The sequence below is a fragment of the Nonomuraea sp. NPDC051298 genome, assembly GCF_055586305.1.
In genome coordinates this window covers 16,616-30,976 of record NZ_JBVJIM010000016.1, presented here as the reverse complement: position 1 = coordinate 30,976, position 14,361 = coordinate 16,616, and the positions used below count along the sequence as shown (strand labels likewise).

Annotated in this window: 15 protein-coding genes; 14 read left to right on the top strand and 1 reads right to left on the bottom strand. The window is 68.7% G+C overall.

Annotation, left to right across the window (positions count from 1 at the left end):
- Positions 1 to 47: 47 nt before the first annotated feature.
- Positions 48 to 266 carry a DUF4229 domain-containing protein gene (locus tag ACZ6S0_RS36055; protein ID WP_465923807.1) on the top strand — a complete coding sequence of 73 codons (219 nt, stop codon included), beginning with the start codon at positions 48 to 50 and terminating at the stop codon, positions 264 to 266.
- On the opposite strand, the gene ACZ6S0_RS36050 is transcribed toward ACZ6S0_RS36055, so the two are convergent.
- On the bottom strand, positions 263 to 1,471 hold the full coding sequence (locus tag ACZ6S0_RS36050) for a hypothetical protein (protein ID WP_465923806.1): 1,209 nt from the start codon (positions 1,469 to 1,471) through the stop codon (positions 263 to 265). The genes ACZ6S0_RS36055 and ACZ6S0_RS36050 overlap by 4 nt on opposite strands.
- Before the next feature lie 107 nt (positions 1,472 to 1,578).
- On the opposite strand from ACZ6S0_RS36050, the gene ACZ6S0_RS36045 reads away from it, so the two are divergent.
- The 13 genes from ACZ6S0_RS36045 (at position 1,579) to nuoK (ending at position 14,348) form a co-directional block, all read left to right on the top strand.
- Complete coding sequence (locus ACZ6S0_RS36045; RefSeq protein WP_465923805.1) at positions 1,579 to 2,295, top strand: demethylmenaquinone methyltransferase; 717 nt, start codon at positions 1,579 to 1,581, stop codon at positions 2,293 to 2,295.
- A 491-nt stretch (positions 2,296 to 2,786) separates the two neighbouring features.
- Positions 2,787 to 4,025: a geranylgeranyl reductase family protein gene (locus ACZ6S0_RS36040; RefSeq protein ID WP_465923804.1), complete on the top strand. Its 1,239-nt coding sequence runs from the start codon at positions 2,787 to 2,789 to the stop codon at positions 4,023 to 4,025.
- Between the two features lie 64 nt (positions 4,026 to 4,089).
- The gene (locus tag ACZ6S0_RS36035; RefSeq protein ID WP_080043646.1) at positions 4,090 to 4,485 is read left to right on the top strand and encodes an NADH-quinone oxidoreductase subunit A; all 396 of its coding nucleotides are present in this window, start codon (positions 4,090 to 4,092) and stop codon (positions 4,483 to 4,485) included.
- Positions 4,486 to 4,487: 2 nt separating this feature from the next.
- Positions 4,488 to 5,039, top strand: a complete 552-nt coding sequence (locus ACZ6S0_RS36030; RefSeq protein ID WP_344876880.1) for a NuoB/complex I 20 kDa subunit family protein — start codon at positions 4,488 to 4,490, stop codon at positions 5,037 to 5,039.
- On the top strand, positions 5,036 to 5,731 hold the full coding sequence (locus ACZ6S0_RS36025) for an NADH-quinone oxidoreductase subunit C (protein WP_465923803.1): 696 nt from the start codon (positions 5,036 to 5,038) through the stop codon (positions 5,729 to 5,731). The genes ACZ6S0_RS36030 and ACZ6S0_RS36025 overlap by 4 nt, the downstream gene beginning before the upstream one ends.
- Complete coding sequence (locus ACZ6S0_RS36020; RefSeq protein WP_465923802.1) at positions 5,728 to 7,053, top strand: NADH-quinone oxidoreductase subunit D; 1,326 nt, start codon at positions 5,728 to 5,730, stop codon at positions 7,051 to 7,053. The genes ACZ6S0_RS36025 and ACZ6S0_RS36020 overlap by 4 nt, the downstream gene beginning before the upstream one ends.
- Positions 7,054 to 7,120: 67 nt before the next feature.
- On the top strand, positions 7,121 to 7,777 hold the full coding sequence (gene nuoE, locus ACZ6S0_RS36015; protein ID WP_344876884.1) for an NADH-quinone oxidoreductase subunit NuoE: 657 nt from the start codon (positions 7,121 to 7,123) through the stop codon (positions 7,775 to 7,777).
- Positions 7,774 to 9,063, top strand: a complete 1,290-nt coding sequence (nuoF, locus tag ACZ6S0_RS36010) for an NADH-quinone oxidoreductase subunit NuoF (RefSeq protein ID WP_465923801.1) — start codon at positions 7,774 to 7,776, stop codon at positions 9,061 to 9,063. Before nuoE ends, nuoF begins: the two co-directional genes overlap by 4 nt.
- Positions 9,060 to 11,447, top strand: a complete 2,388-nt coding sequence (locus tag ACZ6S0_RS36005) for an NADH-quinone oxidoreductase subunit G (RefSeq protein WP_465923800.1) — start codon at positions 9,060 to 9,062, stop codon at positions 11,445 to 11,447. Before nuoF ends, ACZ6S0_RS36005 begins: the two co-directional genes overlap by 4 nt.
- Complete coding sequence (nuoH, locus tag ACZ6S0_RS36000) at positions 11,444 to 12,745, top strand: NADH-quinone oxidoreductase subunit NuoH (RefSeq protein ID WP_465923799.1); 1,302 nt, start codon at positions 11,444 to 11,446, stop codon at positions 12,743 to 12,745. Before ACZ6S0_RS36005 ends, nuoH begins: the two co-directional genes overlap by 4 nt.
- Positions 12,732 to 13,247 carry an NADH-quinone oxidoreductase subunit NuoI gene (gene nuoI, locus ACZ6S0_RS35995; RefSeq protein WP_308193318.1) on the top strand — a complete coding sequence of 172 codons (516 nt, stop codon included), beginning with the start codon at positions 12,732 to 12,734 and terminating at the stop codon, positions 13,245 to 13,247. Before nuoH ends, nuoI begins: the two co-directional genes overlap by 14 nt.
- Positions 13,240 to 14,055, top strand: coding sequence for an NADH-quinone oxidoreductase subunit J (locus ACZ6S0_RS35990; RefSeq protein ID WP_465923798.1), 816 nt, complete (start codon positions 13,240 to 13,242; stop codon positions 14,053 to 14,055). The genes nuoI and ACZ6S0_RS35990 overlap by 8 nt, the downstream gene beginning before the upstream one ends.
- Positions 14,052 to 14,348 (top strand): NADH-quinone oxidoreductase subunit NuoK, encoded by a 297-nt coding sequence (gene nuoK, locus ACZ6S0_RS35985; RefSeq protein ID WP_344876897.1) that lies wholly within the window; start codon positions 14,052 to 14,054, stop codon positions 14,346 to 14,348. Before ACZ6S0_RS35990 ends, nuoK begins: the two co-directional genes overlap by 4 nt.
- Positions 14,349 to 14,361: the final 13 nt, after the last annotated feature.

The window sequence follows — 14,361 nt, the reverse complement described above, 5'->3', positions numbered from 1 at the left end:
CCGATGCGAAGAGCGACCGCTCCGCAGGTCGGAGTAACCTCGAACCCGTGCGTCCAGTTCTCGTTTACACCCTGCTGCGGATCCTGCTGTTTGGCGTGACCGCCGCTGTCCTCGCGCTGCTCGGTCTGCAACAGCCACTGTTGCTGATCGTGGTTTCGTTCTTGATCAGCGGAGTGGTCAGCTACGTGTTGCTCTCCAAGCAGCGCGACGCCATGAGTCAACGTCTCAGCGCCAAGATCGACCGGCCGAAGCCGCAGGACGACTAGGGCAGGGGGAACATGCCAATTCGGGCATGGTACTCCCGTCCGAGTCGTGTTGTGTCACTACCGACAAGTAGTCCACTGCTGTGCGCGTAAAACGCCTTCACGCCGATCCCCCGCTCGCGTCCGGGATTCCAACTCAGCGCCTTTCCCGTACGCGGATGAATGGCCCCGATGCCCTCGCGGGCCACCGCGCCGGGGCCCGCCGAGTCGCGTCCGCGCGGATTGTCCAGCCAGCGCTGGTGCCCGCCGACATACACGGCGGCCCCGGTCACCGCGACCGCGTAGAGCGAATCGCCGCCCGTGGCGTTCACCCAGGTGGGCTTGATGGCCGTGCCCTTGGCGTGGGTCTCGAACCGCGCCGTGGTGTCGCACATCCCGCCCCTGGGGCCGCCCGTGGTGACGACCGCGAAATAGCGGCCGTCGGGGGAGAAGTCGAGGCCGCGCACGTACGAGGGGAAGGCGCTGCTGTTGCACGGGCGCGCGTACGCGTCGGTGCGCCACGGGGCCACCCTGGCGGTGCGGCCGCCGATGTCGATCAGCCCGAGCTGCGGCCGGGACTGGCCGCCCAGCGTGGTGAACGAGCCGTCCACGGCCAGCCTGCCGCCTGAGACGGCCAGCGCGTAGACCTTCACCTTCGCCGTCAGCGGATCGTCCGGCGCGATGTCGAAGGCCGGGTCGGCCGCTCCTGTGGTGGCGTCGAGCCTGGCCAGCGCGACACGCGGGCTGGCGAAGTCGCCGCCGACGTAGAGCTTGGCGCCCTGCCTGGCCAGCGAGGTCACCATGCCTCCGCCGATGCGCGGCTCGAAGCCGGCCACCAGCGAGCCGTCGGCCAGGCGCACCCGGGCCAGCCCGCGCGCTCGCTGGTTGTCGACGCCGTGGAACTCGCCGCCCACGTAGAGGGTGCCGTCGTCGCCGGCGGCCAGGCTGTAGACCGGGCCCGCCACGCTCGGCGCGAAGCCGGGCAGAATGCGACCGGTGGCCAGGTCGTAGGCGAACAGGTTGGCCCGTGGCTGGGCCGTACGGCGGGCCGAGTCGGCGACCTCGGTGAACGAGCCGCCGACGACGACGGTGCGCCCGACGACGGCTATGGCGTTGACGATGCCGTCGAGCACGTGAGGGGTGCTGTCGATCGGGTCGGCCGACACGACCCGCGAATGCGGGACGGGAGCCGAGGCGATGATCGCCGCAAGGGCGACACGGGCAAACATTCGCCAATATCTAGCAGACGTTCGGTAGTCATGAGACTACTTTCCGTTGATTGTCCCGGATGGGCATGGCAGCGACCCCGAGGGCCCGTCGCAATAGGCTGTGGGGCATGACGCGCGCTCAGTTGGACAAACAGCCGGACGAGGTCGCCGCGATGTTCGATCGCACCGCCCGGCGCTACGACCTGGTCAATGACGTGATCTCCCTCGGGCAGGTCAGGCTCTGGCGCAAGGCGGTGGCCGCCGCCGTCGACGCCGGTCCGGGCGAGCTGGTCCTCGATCTGGGGGCGGGCACGGGCACGTCCACCGACGCGTTCACCACGCTGGGCGCGCGGGCGATCGCCTCCGACTTCTCGCTCGGCATGCTGAGCACGGGGGTGCGCAGGCACGGCGGCAACGCGCTGTCGGGGCCGGGAGTGCCGTTCATCGCGGGTGACGCGCTGCGGCTGCCGTTCGCCGACGACGCGTTCGACGCGGTGACGATCTCGGTGGCGCTGCGCAACGTGCACGACACCGAGCGGGCGCTGCGGGAGATGCTCCGCGTGACGCGGCCGGGCGGGCGGCTGGTGGTGCTGGAGTTCTCCCACGTGACGGTGGGTGCGTTCGACCTGGTCTACCGCGAATACCTGATGCGGCTGCTGCCGAAGGTGGCCAAGGTGTTCGGCTCCAACGACGACTCCTACGAGTATCTGGCCGAGTCGATCAGAGACTGGCCCGACCAGCGCACCCTGGCCCGCACGATCCAGGACGCCGGATGGGAGCGGGTGGCCTGGCGCAATCTCAGCATGGGGATCGTCGCGATGCACCGAGGGTTCAAGCCCGCCTGACTTGACCCGGGCCTTTTCTGTCCTTGCTGTTTTTGGTCGGCCCGTTTTCCTGGGTGTGGATCGTCCAAAACAAGCGCAATTCTTGGCGGCCGATTCCCGGGAGCGGGCGGGGCGGGCCGCGAAATCACTCCGGCGCCCCGGCGCGGCCCCGCGGAAGTCTCGAGACGGCATCGCCTCACCCGCAGGGCTCCGGGCGGCGCGGAGCCTGCTGCTAGCGTGACGATCATGTCTGCGCCACCACAGGCGACACGCCGTCCTCCTGGATCACAAGACAGCACCCCGACTGCCACTATGTGCAGGAAAAGCAGTAGACTGCGGGCCGGTAAGTTTGTGAAGGGGTTCACAAAGGAACGAAGGCGCGACACCCCACGGCCTTCGAGCGTGTAGGGACAGGACAGTCCAGTGACCGTGCCAACAGCCATCCGCCCAGTGCGGGAGCGCGCCGCGAGAGAGCGACGCAGGAGCCGACGAGTGGCGAAGCGGGCGCGACCATGAGCACTGTCGACGCCGACGTCATCGTCGTCGGCGCAGGTCCCGCCGGTTCCGCCGCCGCCTTCTACCTCGCCCGGTCCGGGCTCGACGTGCTGCTCCTGGAGAAGACCAGATTCCCCCGCGAGAAGGTCTGCGGCGACGGCCTGACCCCCCGCGCGGTCAAGCAGTTGCAGAACATGGGCGTCGACATCGACGCGCCGGGCTGGATCAGGAACAAGGGCCTGCGCGTCGTGGGCGGCGGCCTGCGCTTCGAACTCGACTGGCCGCGACTCGACCGCTTCCCCGACTTCGGCCTCGTCCGCACCCGCCAGGACTTCGACCAGATCGTCGCCGCCAACGCGGTCGCGAACGGCGTACGCCTCATGGAGGGCGTCACCGTCACCGGCCCCCTGCTCGACGACCGCAGCGGCCACATCGTGGGCGTGACGACCAAGGACGAGCGCGAGTTCCGCGCCCCCCTGGTGGTGGCCGCCGACGGCAACAGCACCCGCCTGGCCCTGGGCATGGGCCTGCACAAGCGCGAGGACCGCCCGATGGGCGTGGCCGTGCGGACGTACTTCGAGAGCCCGCGCCACGACGACGACTACCTCGAGACCTGGCTGGAGCTGTGGGACGGCGACACGCTGCTGCCCGGCTACGGCTGGGTCTTCGGCGTGGGCGACGGCACCTCCAACGTCGGGCTGGGCCTGCTCAACACCAGTGCCCAGTTCAAGAACATCGACTACCGCGACCTGCTGCGCCGCTGGTGCCGGTCGATGCCGGAGGAGTGGGGGTTCACCGAGGAGAACATGACGGGCCCGATCCGTGGCGCCGCGCTCCCGATGGCATTCAACAGGCAGCCCCACTACACGCGCGGCCTGATGCTCGTCGGAGACTCCGGTGGGTCGATCAACCCGTTCAACGGCGAGGGCATCGCCTACGCCATGGAGACCGGCGAGATCGCCGCCGAGGTCATCGCGCGGGCGTACAAGGACGCCACCCCCGCGCAACGCGAACGGACGCTGCGGACCTATCCTCGGGTGCTGAAGGACGCCTACGGCGGATACTTCACGCTCGGGAGGTGGTTCGTCGAGGCGATCGGGACGCCGGGCGTGATGCGCTTCGGCACCAGGCACGGGTTGCCCCACCCGAGGCTGATGCGCTTCGCGCTCAAACTCCTTGGTAATCTCACCGACCGGCGAGGCGATGCGTCCGACATGATCATAAACGCTCTCTCGAAGGTCGCGCCACCAGCATGAATCCCGTAATCAACAGACCCGGCTGCGCGCCCGCGCGCGCGGCGACTCCGGAGGAGGCGTAGCGATGGACCTTTACGTGCCCATCCTGGTGCTCGCCGTTCTCGCGGGGGGCTTCGCGATCTTCTCGGTCGCCATCGCTCCCTTCACCGGTCCCAAGCGCTGGAACCGCGCCAAGCTTGACGCCTACGAATGCGGCATCGAGCCGACGCCCCAGCCTGTCGGTGGTGGACGGTTCCCACTCAAATACATGATCACGGCGATGCTCTTCATCGTCTTCGACATCGAGATCATCTTCCTTTACCCGTGGGCCGTCTCGTTCGCTCCGCAGACGGACGACCTCGGCCGCGTACTCTCCTCGGGCCTCGGCCTGTTCGCGCTCGTCGAGATGCTGCTGTTCATCGTCACCGTGCTCGTCGCCTACGCGTACGTGTGGCGCCGCAAGGGTCTGGACTGGGACTGAAAATGGGAATCGAAGAAAAACTCCCCAGCGGGTTCATCCTCAGCACGGTCGAAGCGGCCGCCGGATGGGCGCGCAAGAACTCCGTATGGCCGGCCACGTTCGGCCTCGCATGTTGCGCCATCGAGCTGATGGCCACCGGCGGCCCCCACTACGACCTGGCGCGCTTCGGCATGGAGCGCGCTTCGGCGTCTCCCCGCCAGGCCGACCTCATGATCGTCGCCGGGCGCGTGTCGCAGAAGATGGCCCCCGTCCTGCGCCAGATCTACGACCAGATGGCCGAGCCCAAGTGGGTCATCTCCATGGGCGTGTGCGCCTCCAGCGGCGGGATGTTCAACAACTACGCCATCGTGCAGGGTGTCGACCACGTCGTCCCCGTCGACATCTACCTGCCGGGCTGCCCGCCGCGGCCGGAGATGCTCATCGACGCGATCGTGAAGCTGCACGACAAGATCCAGAACATGAAGTTCGGCGCGCACCGGGCCAAGCAGATCGAGGAGCTCGAGCTGCAGGCGCTGCGCACGCTGCCGCTGATCGAGCAGGGGGCCGCGAAGTGACCTCGCCCGACAACCTCCCCGAGGTCCCAGAAGCGCAGGTCCCCGAGGTACCGGCGGCCCAGGAGCCGCCGATCGCCCGGCACGGCATGTTCGGCGCCCACGACACCGGCGACACCTCCGGCTACGGCGGCCTCGTCGTACGCCGGGCGCCGGAGATCTCCACGCCGCGCCCGTACGGGGGCTACTTCGACGAGATCGTCGACAGCCTGGCCCTCGACGACGCCCTCGATCGGGTGGTCGTCGACCGCGGCGAGCTGACCCTGCACGTCAAGCGCGAGCGCCTGGTCGAGGTCTGCCAGAAGCTGCGCGACGACCCCGCCCTGCGCTTCGAGCTCTCGCTCGGCGTGTCCGGCGTGCACTACCCCCACCTGGTGGGCGAGGAGCTGCACGCGGTCATCCACCTGTGCTCGATCACCTACAACCGGCGGGTGCGCGTCGAGGCGAGCGCGCCGGACTCCGACCCGCACATTCCATCCACGGTGAGCGTTTACCCTGGTCACGACTGGCATGAGCGCGAGACGTACGACTTCTTCGGGATCGTCTTCGACGGCCACCCCGCGCTCACCCGGATCATGATGCCGGACGACTGGGACGGGCACCCCCAGCGCAAGGACTACCCGCTCGGCGGCATCCCGGTCGAATACCGCGGCGCCACCATCCCGTCGCCCGACCAGAGGAGGAGCTACTCATGAGCACCGCTTATGACGAGGCGACCGAGGGCAAGGTCTATTCGGTCACCGGCGCCGACTGGGACGAGGTCGTCACCGGCGTACGCGACTCCGAGGAAGAGCGCCTCGTCGTCAACATGGGCCCGCAGCACCCGTCCACGCACGGCGTGCTCCGGCTGGTGCTGACGCTCGACGGCGAGACGGTCACCGAGGCGCGCGGCGTCATCGGCTACCTGCACACCGGCATCGAGAAGAACATGGAATACCGGACGTGGACCCAGGGGACCACGTTCGTGACCCGCATGGACTACCTCTCGCCGATCTTCAACGAGACCGCCTACTGCCTGGGCGTGGAGCGGCTGCTCGGCATCACCGAGCGCATCCCCGAGCGGGCGCAGGCCATCCGCGTGATGATGATGGAGCTCAACCGCATCGCCTCGCACCTGGTGGCCATGGGCACCTTCGGCATGGAGCTGGGCGCGACCACGCCGTTCCTGTTCGGGTACCGCGACCGCGAGATGGTCATGGACCTGTTCGAGTACATCACCGGGCTGCGCATGAACCACGCCTACATCAGGCCGGGCGGCGTGAGCGTCGACCTGCCCGCGGGCGCGGTCGACAAGGTCGGTGAGTTCCTCAAGGAGATGCCCAAGCGGATCAAGGACATCCGCAAGCTCCTCGACGAGAACCCCGTCTACCTGCGCCGCACCAAAGACGTGGCCTACCTCGACCTGACCGGCTGCATGGCGCTCGGCGTCACCGGGCCCATCCTGCGCGCCGCCGGCCTCCCGTGGGACCTGCGCAAGTCGCAGCCCTACTGCGGCTACGAGACGTACGAGTTCGACGTCGCCACCGAGCGCGGCTGCGACGTCTTCTCGCGCTACCTCGTCCGCATGAGGGAGATGGAAGAGTCCCTCAAGATCGTCGAGCAGGCTCTCGACCGCATCGCAGGACCGCTCAAGGGCGACCCGGTGATGATCGAGGACAAGAAGATCGGCTGGCCCGCGCAGCTCGCGCTCGGCCCCGACGGGTTCGGCAACTCGCCCGACCACATCGCCCACATCATGGGCACCTCGATGGAGGCCCTCATCCACCACTTCAAGCTGGTGACCGAGGGTTTCCGGGTGCCGGCCGGGCAGGCGTACGCCAGCATCGAGTCGCCCAAGGGCGAGCTGGGCGCCCACGTGGTCAGCGACGGCGGCACGCGCCCCTACCGCGTGCACTTCCGCGAGCCGTCCTTCTGCAACCTGCAGAGCTTCCCCGCCATGGCGGAGGGCGGCCAGGTCGCCGACGTGATCGCCGCGGTGGCTTCTATCGACCCCGTCATGGGAGGTGTGGACAGATGAGCGCGTTGCGCGAGCGAACGATGGGTCACCACACGGTTGATGTCATGAGTGCGCCGGAGGCACGGTCATGACGTATTCACCAGAGGTCCGTGAGCGTCTGGAGAGAGACGCCAAGGAGATCATCGGCCGCTACCCCAAGGCGCGCTCGGCCCTGCTGCCGCTGCTGCACCTCGTGCAGTCGGAGGACGGCTACGTCTCCGACGACGGGCAGGAGTTTTGTGCCGAGATGCTGGGTGTCAGCAAGGCCGAGGTCACGGGCGTGGTGACCTTCTACACCATGTACAAGCGCAAGCCCGCCGGTGACTATCACGTCGGCGTGTGCATCAACGCGCTGTGCGCGGTCATGGGCGGCGACCAGATCTGGGAGGAGCTGTCGGAGCACGTTGGCGTCGGCCACGACGAGGCGACCCCCGACGGCAAGGTCTCGCTGGAGCGCATCGAGTGCAACGCGGCCTGCGACTTCGCCCCCGTCATGATGGTCAACTGGGAGTTCTTCGACAACCAGACGCCCGAGTCGGCCAAGCAGCTCGTCGACGACCTGCGTGACGGCAAGGATGTGCGGCCCACGCGCGGCCCGAAGAAGCTGTGCACCTTCAAGGAGGCGTCGCGGGTGCTCGCCGGCCTGCCCGACGACCTCGCGGGCGACGGCCCGTCGGCCGCCGGCGCCTCGCTGGAGGGCCTGAAGGTCGCCAAGGCCAAGGGATGGAAGGCCCCAGAAGCATGACCACGACTCTGACACCGGTCCTGACCGCGAACTGGGACCAGCCCAACTCCTTCACCCTCGACGTCTACGGCGAGTACGGGGCCGCGAGGAAGGCGCTGGGCATGGACCCCGACGCCGTCATCCAGGCCGTCAAGGACTCGGGCCTGCGCGGCCGCGGCGGCGCGGGCTTCCCCACCGGCATGAAGTGGGGCTTCATCCCGCAGGGCGACGGCAAGCCGCACTATCTCGTCGTCAACGCCGACGAGTCGGAGCCGGGCACCTGCAAGGACATCCCGCTGATGATGGCCAACCCGCACTCGCTGGTCGAGGGCATCATCATCACGGCGTACGCGATCAGGGCCAACCACGCCTTCATCTACGTGCGCGGCGAGGTGCTGCACGTCATCCGGCGGCTGCACGCGGCCGTGCGGGAGGCGTACGAGAAGGGGTATCTCGGCAACGACATCTTCGGCTCCGGCTATGACCTGGAGCTGGTCGTGCACAGCGGCGCGGGCGCCTACATCTGTGGCGAGGAGACCGCCCTGCTCGACTCGCTCGAAGGCTTCAGAGGTCAACCGCGGCTCAAGCCCCCGTTCCCGGCCGTGGCGGGCCTGTACGCCTCGCCTACTGTCGTGAACAACGTCGAGTCGATCGCCAGTGTTCCCTCGATCATCGCCAACGGGGCCGACTGGTTCGCCGGCATGGGCACCGAGAAGTCGAAGGGCTTCGGCATCTTCTCCCTCAGCGGCCACGTCACCAGGCCCGGCCAGTACGAGGCCCCGCTCGGCATCACGCTGCGCGAACTGCTCGACATGGCCGGCGGCGTCCGCGAGGGGCACCGGATCAAGTTCTGGACCCCGGGCGGCTCCTCCACCCCGATCTTCACCGACGAGCACCTCGACGTGCCGCTCGACTTCGAGGCGGTGGGCGCCAAGGGCTCCATGCTCGGCACCCGGGCGCTGCAGATCTTCGACGAGACCACCTGCGTGGTCCGCACCGTGCTGCGCTGGACCGAGTTCTACGCCCACGAGTCCTGCGGCAAGTGCACGCCCTGCCGCGAGGGCACGTACTGGCTCAAGCAGGTGCTCAAGCGCCTGGAGAAGGGCCAGGGCAGCGAGGACGACCTGGCCACGATCACCGACATCGCCGACAACATCCTGGGCCGCTCGTTCTGCGCCCTGGGCGACGGCGCGACGAGCCCCATCCACTCCTCGGTGAAGCACTTCCGTGCGGAGTACCTCAAGCACTTCGAGATCGGCGGCTGTCCGTTCGACCCGAAGAAGTCCACTCTCTGGGGTGAGCAGTGACAGTCGTAGAGACCCAGACGAACCTGGTGACCCTGACCATCGACGGGTTCCAGGTCAGCGTCCCCAAGGGTACGTTGATCATCAGAGCCGCCGAGCTGCTGGGCATCCAGATCCCCAGGTTCTGCGACCATCCGCTGCTCGACCCGGCGGCCAACTGCCGTCAGTGCCTGGTCGACATCCCCGACGCGGGCAACGGCCGCGGTTTCCCCAAGCCGCAGCCGTCGTGCGCGATCGAGGTCGCCGAGGGCATGGTGGTGCAGACCCAGCTCACCTCCCCGGTCGCCGAGAAGGCGCAGCGCGGGGCCATGGAACTGCTGCTCATGAACCACCCGCTCGACTGCCCGGTCTGCGACAAGGGCGGTGAGTGCCCGCTGCAGAACCAGGCCATGTCCAACGGCCAGGGCGAGTCGCGCTTCCAGGAGCAGAAGCGCACCTTCCCCAAGCCGCTGCCGCTGTCCACGCAGGTGCTGCTCGACCGCGAGCGCTGCGTCCAGTGCGCGCGCTGCATCCGCTTCTCCGACCAGATCGCCGGTGACCCGCTCATCGAGTTCTTCGAGCGCGGGGCCAAGGAGCAGGTGCGTACGGCCGAGGGCAAGCCGTTCAACTCCTACTTCTCCGGCAACACGGTGCAGATCTGCCCGGTCGGCGCGCTCACCGGCGCCGCCTACCGGTTCAGGGCCCGCCCGTTCGACCTGGTCTCCACGCCCAGCGCGTGCGAGCACTGCGCCTCCGGCTGCGCCCAGCGCACCGACCACCGGCGCGGTCGCGTCACCCGCCGCCTGGCGGGCAACGACCCGCAGGTGAACGAGGAGTGGAACTGCGACAAGGGCCGCTGGGCCTTCACCTACGCCACGCAGCCCGACCGGCTCAAGCAGCCGCTGGTCCGCAACGAGGACGGCGTGCTCGTGCCCGCCTCGTGGCCGGAGGCGCTGGCGGTGGCCGCCGAAGGGCTGGCCAAGGCCCGCGGCAAGGCCGGCGTGCTGGTCGGCGGCCGGGTCACGGTCGAGGACGCCTACGCCTACGCCAAGTTCGCCCGCCTCGCGCTCGGCACCAACGACATCGACTTCCGCGCCCGGCCGCACTCCGCCGAGGAGGCGCAGTTCCTGGCCCACGCGGTGGCCGGCAAGGGCATCGAGATCAGCTACGCCGACCTCGAGAACGCCCCGCACGTCCTGCTCGTCGGGTTCGAGCCCGAGGAGGAGTCGCCGATCGTCTTCCTGCGCCTGCGCAAGGCGTGGCTGAAGAAGGGCCTGAAGGTCACCTCGATCGCGCCGTTCGCCTCCCCGGGCCTTGCGAAGATGGGCGGCACGCTCATCCGCACCGCGCCGGGCGCCGAGGCCGACGCGATCGGCGACCTGGTCGGCACGCTGGCCGAGGGCACGATCGTGCTGGCCGGTGAGCGCCTGGCCAGTATCCCGGGCGCGCTGTCCGCGGTCGTCCGCCTGGCCGCCCTCTCCGACGCCAAGGTCGCCTGGATCCCGCGCAGGGCCGGTGAGCGCGGCGCGGTCGAGGCCGGCGCGCTGCCCAACCTGCTGCCGATCGGCCGCCCGGTGGACGACGAGAGCGCCCGTGCCGAGGTCGCCAGGGCGTGGAACGTGGCCTCGCTGCCCGCCGCCCCCGGCCGCGACACCGCCGGCATCCTCGCCGCCGCCCGCGACGGCGAGCTGGACGCGCTGGTCGTCGCCGGCGTCGACCCCTACGACCTGGCCGACCCGGCGACGGCGCTCGAAGCCCTCGAGCACACGCCGTTCATCGTCAGCCTGGAGATCCGCGCCAGCGCCGTCACCGACCGCGCCGACGTGGTCCTGCCCGTCGCCGCCGTGCAGGAGAAGAGCGGCACGTTCGTCAACTGGGAGGGCAGGGGCCGCTCGTTCGAGGCGCCGCTCAGGGTGCCCGGCCTGCAGTCCGACCTGGCGGTCGTCGGCAACCTGGCCGACCGGCTGGACGTGCACCTGGGCCTGCCGGACGCCAAGGCCGCCCGGCGCGAGCTGTCCGGGCTCGGCGCCTGGCGCGGCAGCCGGGTCAGCGCGCCCAACGCCCTGACCCGCACCCAGGAGATGCCGGAGCCGGGGCAGGCGCTGCTGGCCACCTGGCACCTGCTGCTCGACGAGGGCAGGCTGCAGGACGGCGAGCCGTACCTCGCGGGCACCGCCCGCACCGCCGAAGCGCTGGTCTCGGGGAGCACCGCGGCCGAACTGGGCGTGGCCGACGGCGACAAGCTCGTCGTGGGCGACACGGAGACCGGCTCCGTGACGCTGCCGGTAAGGATCGCCGACCTGCCGGACCGGGTGGTCTGGGTGCCGGCCAACAACGGCGGCTGCTCGGTCACGCGTGACCTGCGTGCGGTGGCCGGCGACATCGTCACCATCGGGAGCGCCTCATGACCCACGTTCTCGCGGCCGATCCCACCCTCGCCGACTTCGGCAAGGACCCACTGTGGATCACCATCATCAAGGCCGTGATGCTGTTCCTCTTCCTCATGCTGGGCGTCATGATGTTCGTCTGGTACGAGCGCAAGCTCATCTCCTGGATGCAGAACCGGCGCGGCCCCAACAGGGCCGGCAAGTTCGGCCTGCTCCAGTCGGTGGCCGACGCGCTGAAGATGGGGCTGAAGGAGGACATCTTCCCGCGGACCGTGGACAAGGTGCTTTACTTCCTGGCACCGGTGATCATGGTGGTGCCGGCGTTCCTGGCGTTCTCCATCATCCCGTTCGCGGGGAAGGTGAACCTGTTCGGCGTGGAGACGCCGCTGCAACTGGTGGACCTGCCGGTGGCGGTGCTGTTCATGCTGGCCATGGGCGCGCTGTCGGTCTACGGCGTGGTGCTCGCCGGATGGTCGTCGCGCTCGCCGTACGCGCTGCTCGGCGGTCTGCGCTCGGCGGCCCAGGTGGTCTCGTACGAGATCGCGATGGGGTTGTCGTTCGTGGCCGTCTTCCTGTTCGCCGGGACGCTGTCCACCTCGGAGATCGTCAAGGCGCAGGAGAGCACCTGGTTCGCGGTGCTGCTGATCCCGTCGTTCCTGATCTACGTGATCTGCATGTTCGGCGAGGCCGCGCGCATCCCGTTCGACCTGCCGGAGGGCGAGGGCGAGCTGGTCGGCGGCTTCCAGACCGAATATTCCTCGTCGCTGAAGTTCGCCCTGATCATGATGGGCGAATACCTGCACACCTTCACCGCCTCCGCCATCGCCGTCACCCTGTTCCTGGGCGGCTGGCGGGCGCCGTTCCCGATCTCGTTGTGGGAGGGCGCCAACCTGGGCTGGTGGCCGGTGCTGTGGTTCTTCATCAAGTTCGTGCTGACCTTCAGCTTCATCGTGTGGGTCAGGGCCTCGCTGCCGCGCGTCCGCTACGACCAGCTCATGTCCCTGGGCTGGAAGGTGCTGATCCCGGTCAACCTGGCCTGGATCCTGCTGGTGGCCGCGGTCCGCAACCTGGTGGTCAACGAGGGCGACAGGACGCTCGGCATCGCGCTCGGCGTGGTCATCGTGATCGGCGCGCTGGCCATCTGGATGCGGTTCGACACCGTCAACCAGCGGCGCAAGGAGGCCATGAAGGCACAGGTAGAGGCCGAGTTCGAGGAACTGTCCAACGAGCCGACGGCCGGCGGCTTCCCTGTGCCGCCGCTCGACCTGCCGCACTACCACGGGGTGCAGCACAAGGAGATTCCCAGTGGGACTAACTGACTGGCTGAACCCCGTCAAAGGCTTCGGGGTCACCTTCCACACGATGTTCAAGAAGCCTGTCACGACGAACTACCCGGAGGAGAAGAAGCCGACGGCTCCGCGCTTCCACGGGCGTCACCAGCTCAACCGCTGGCCCGACGGGCTGGAGAAATGTATCGGATGCGAGCTGTGCGCCTGGGCGTGTCCGGCCGACGCGATCTACGTCGAGGGCGCGGACAACACCGAGGAGGAGCGCTTCTCGCCGGGCGAGCGTTACGGGCGCACGTACCAGATCAACTATCTGCGGTGCATCCTGTGCGGCCTGTGCATCGAGGCGTGCCCGACCCGCGCGCTCACCATGACCAACGAGTACGAGCTCGCCGACACCAACCGCGAGAGCCTCATCTACACCAAGGAGATGCTGCTCGCGCCTCTGACCCAGGGCATGGAACAGCCGCCGCACCCCATGCGGCTCGGTGAGACCGAAGAGGACTACTACCGGCTGGGGCGGACCAATGGGTGAGACCATCACGTTCTGGGTGCTCGCCGTCGTCTCCGTCGGCGCCGCGCTCGGCATGGTCTTCAACCGGAAGGCCGTCTACTCCGCGCTGATGCTCGGCACGGTGATGCTCTGCCTGGCCGTCCTGTACGCCGTGCAGGACGCGCCCTTCCTGGCCGCGGTGCAGATCATCGTCTACACCGGCGCGATCATGATGCTGTTCCTGTTCGTGCTCATGCTCGTCGGCGTCGACTCCTCCGACTCCTTCGTCGAGACGCTCAAGGGCCAGCGCTTCTGGGCCGTCCTCGCGGGCCTCGGCTTCCTGGCGCTGTTCGTGCTGGCCATCGGCAACGCGGTCTTCGCCCCCCAGGTCGGGCTGGCGGCGGCCACCCAGCAGGGCGGCTACATCCGCTCGATCGCGCTGCAACTGTTCACCAAGTACGTGTTCGCGTTCGAGATCACCTCGGCGCTGCTGATCACCGCCGCGCTCGGCGCGATGGTGCTGGCGCACCGCGAGCGGCTCACCGAGAAGGTCACGCAGAAGGACCTGGCCCGCGCCCGGTTCCTGGGCGACCAGCCCTCGCCGCTGCCCGGCCCCGGCACGTACGCCAGGAACAACGCCATCGACATGCCGGCGCTGCTGCCCGACGGGTCGGTCGCGGAGTCCTCGGTCAACCGCTACATCGCGCGCTACGACGTCGAGCACGACCACCTGCCCGAGAACCCCAAGCTCGCCGCGGCCATCAAGCACACGGCCGAGGAGGACGAGGCCCCCGCCGACGTCGACAAGGTCGCCGAGCGGGACGCCGAGACCAATGAGGTGACCAAGTGACCACGCACTACCTGGTCCTGTCCGGGCTGCTCTTCGCCATCGGCGCGATCGGCGTGCTGGTCAGGCGCAACGCGATCGTGGTGTTCATGTGCGTCGAGCTGATGCTCAACGCCTGCAACCTCGCCTTCGTCACCTTCTCCAGGCAGGTCGGCAACCTGGAAGGCCAGATCATCGCGTTCTTCGTGATGGTGGTGGCCGCGGCCGAGGTCGTGGTCGGCCTGGCCATCATCGTGACGATCTTCCGAACCCGCAGGTCAGCGTCTGTCGACGACGCGAACCTGCTGAAGTACTAAGAGGTGACTGGTG

What these genes read in the sequence shown, in the direction of transcription:
- ACZ6S0_RS36050 (WP_465923806.1), bottom strand. Translation starts at nt 1,471, where the DNA reads ATGTTTGCCCGTGTCGCCCTTGCGGCGATCATCGCCTCGGCTCCCGTC.
- ACZ6S0_RS36045 (WP_465923805.1), top strand. Translation starts at nt 1,579, where the DNA reads ATGACGCGCGCTCAGTTGGACAAACAGCCGGACGAGGTCGCCGCGATG.
- ACZ6S0_RS36040 (WP_465923804.1), top strand. Translation starts at nt 2,787, where the DNA reads ATGAGCACTGTCGACGCCGACGTCATCGTCGTCGGCGCAGGTCCCGCC.
- ACZ6S0_RS36035 (WP_080043646.1), top strand. Translation starts at nt 4,090, where the DNA reads ATGGACCTTTACGTGCCCATCCTGGTGCTCGCCGTTCTCGCGGGGGGC.
- ACZ6S0_RS36030 (WP_344876880.1), top strand. Translation starts at nt 4,488, where the DNA reads ATGGGAATCGAAGAAAAACTCCCCAGCGGGTTCATCCTCAGCACGGTC.
- ACZ6S0_RS36020 (WP_465923802.1), top strand. Translation starts at nt 5,728, where the DNA reads ATGAGCACCGCTTATGACGAGGCGACCGAGGGCAAGGTCTATTCGGTC.
- nuoE (WP_344876884.1), top strand. Translation starts at nt 7,121, where the DNA reads ATGACGTATTCACCAGAGGTCCGTGAGCGTCTGGAGAGAGACGCCAAG.
- nuoF (WP_465923801.1), top strand. Translation starts at nt 7,774, where the DNA reads ATGACCACGACTCTGACACCGGTCCTGACCGCGAACTGGGACCAGCCC.
- nuoH (WP_465923799.1), top strand. Translation starts at nt 11,444, where the DNA reads ATGACCCACGTTCTCGCGGCCGATCCCACCCTCGCCGACTTCGGCAAG.
- ACZ6S0_RS35990 (WP_465923798.1), top strand. Translation starts at nt 13,240, where the DNA reads ATGGGTGAGACCATCACGTTCTGGGTGCTCGCCGTCGTCTCCGTCGGC.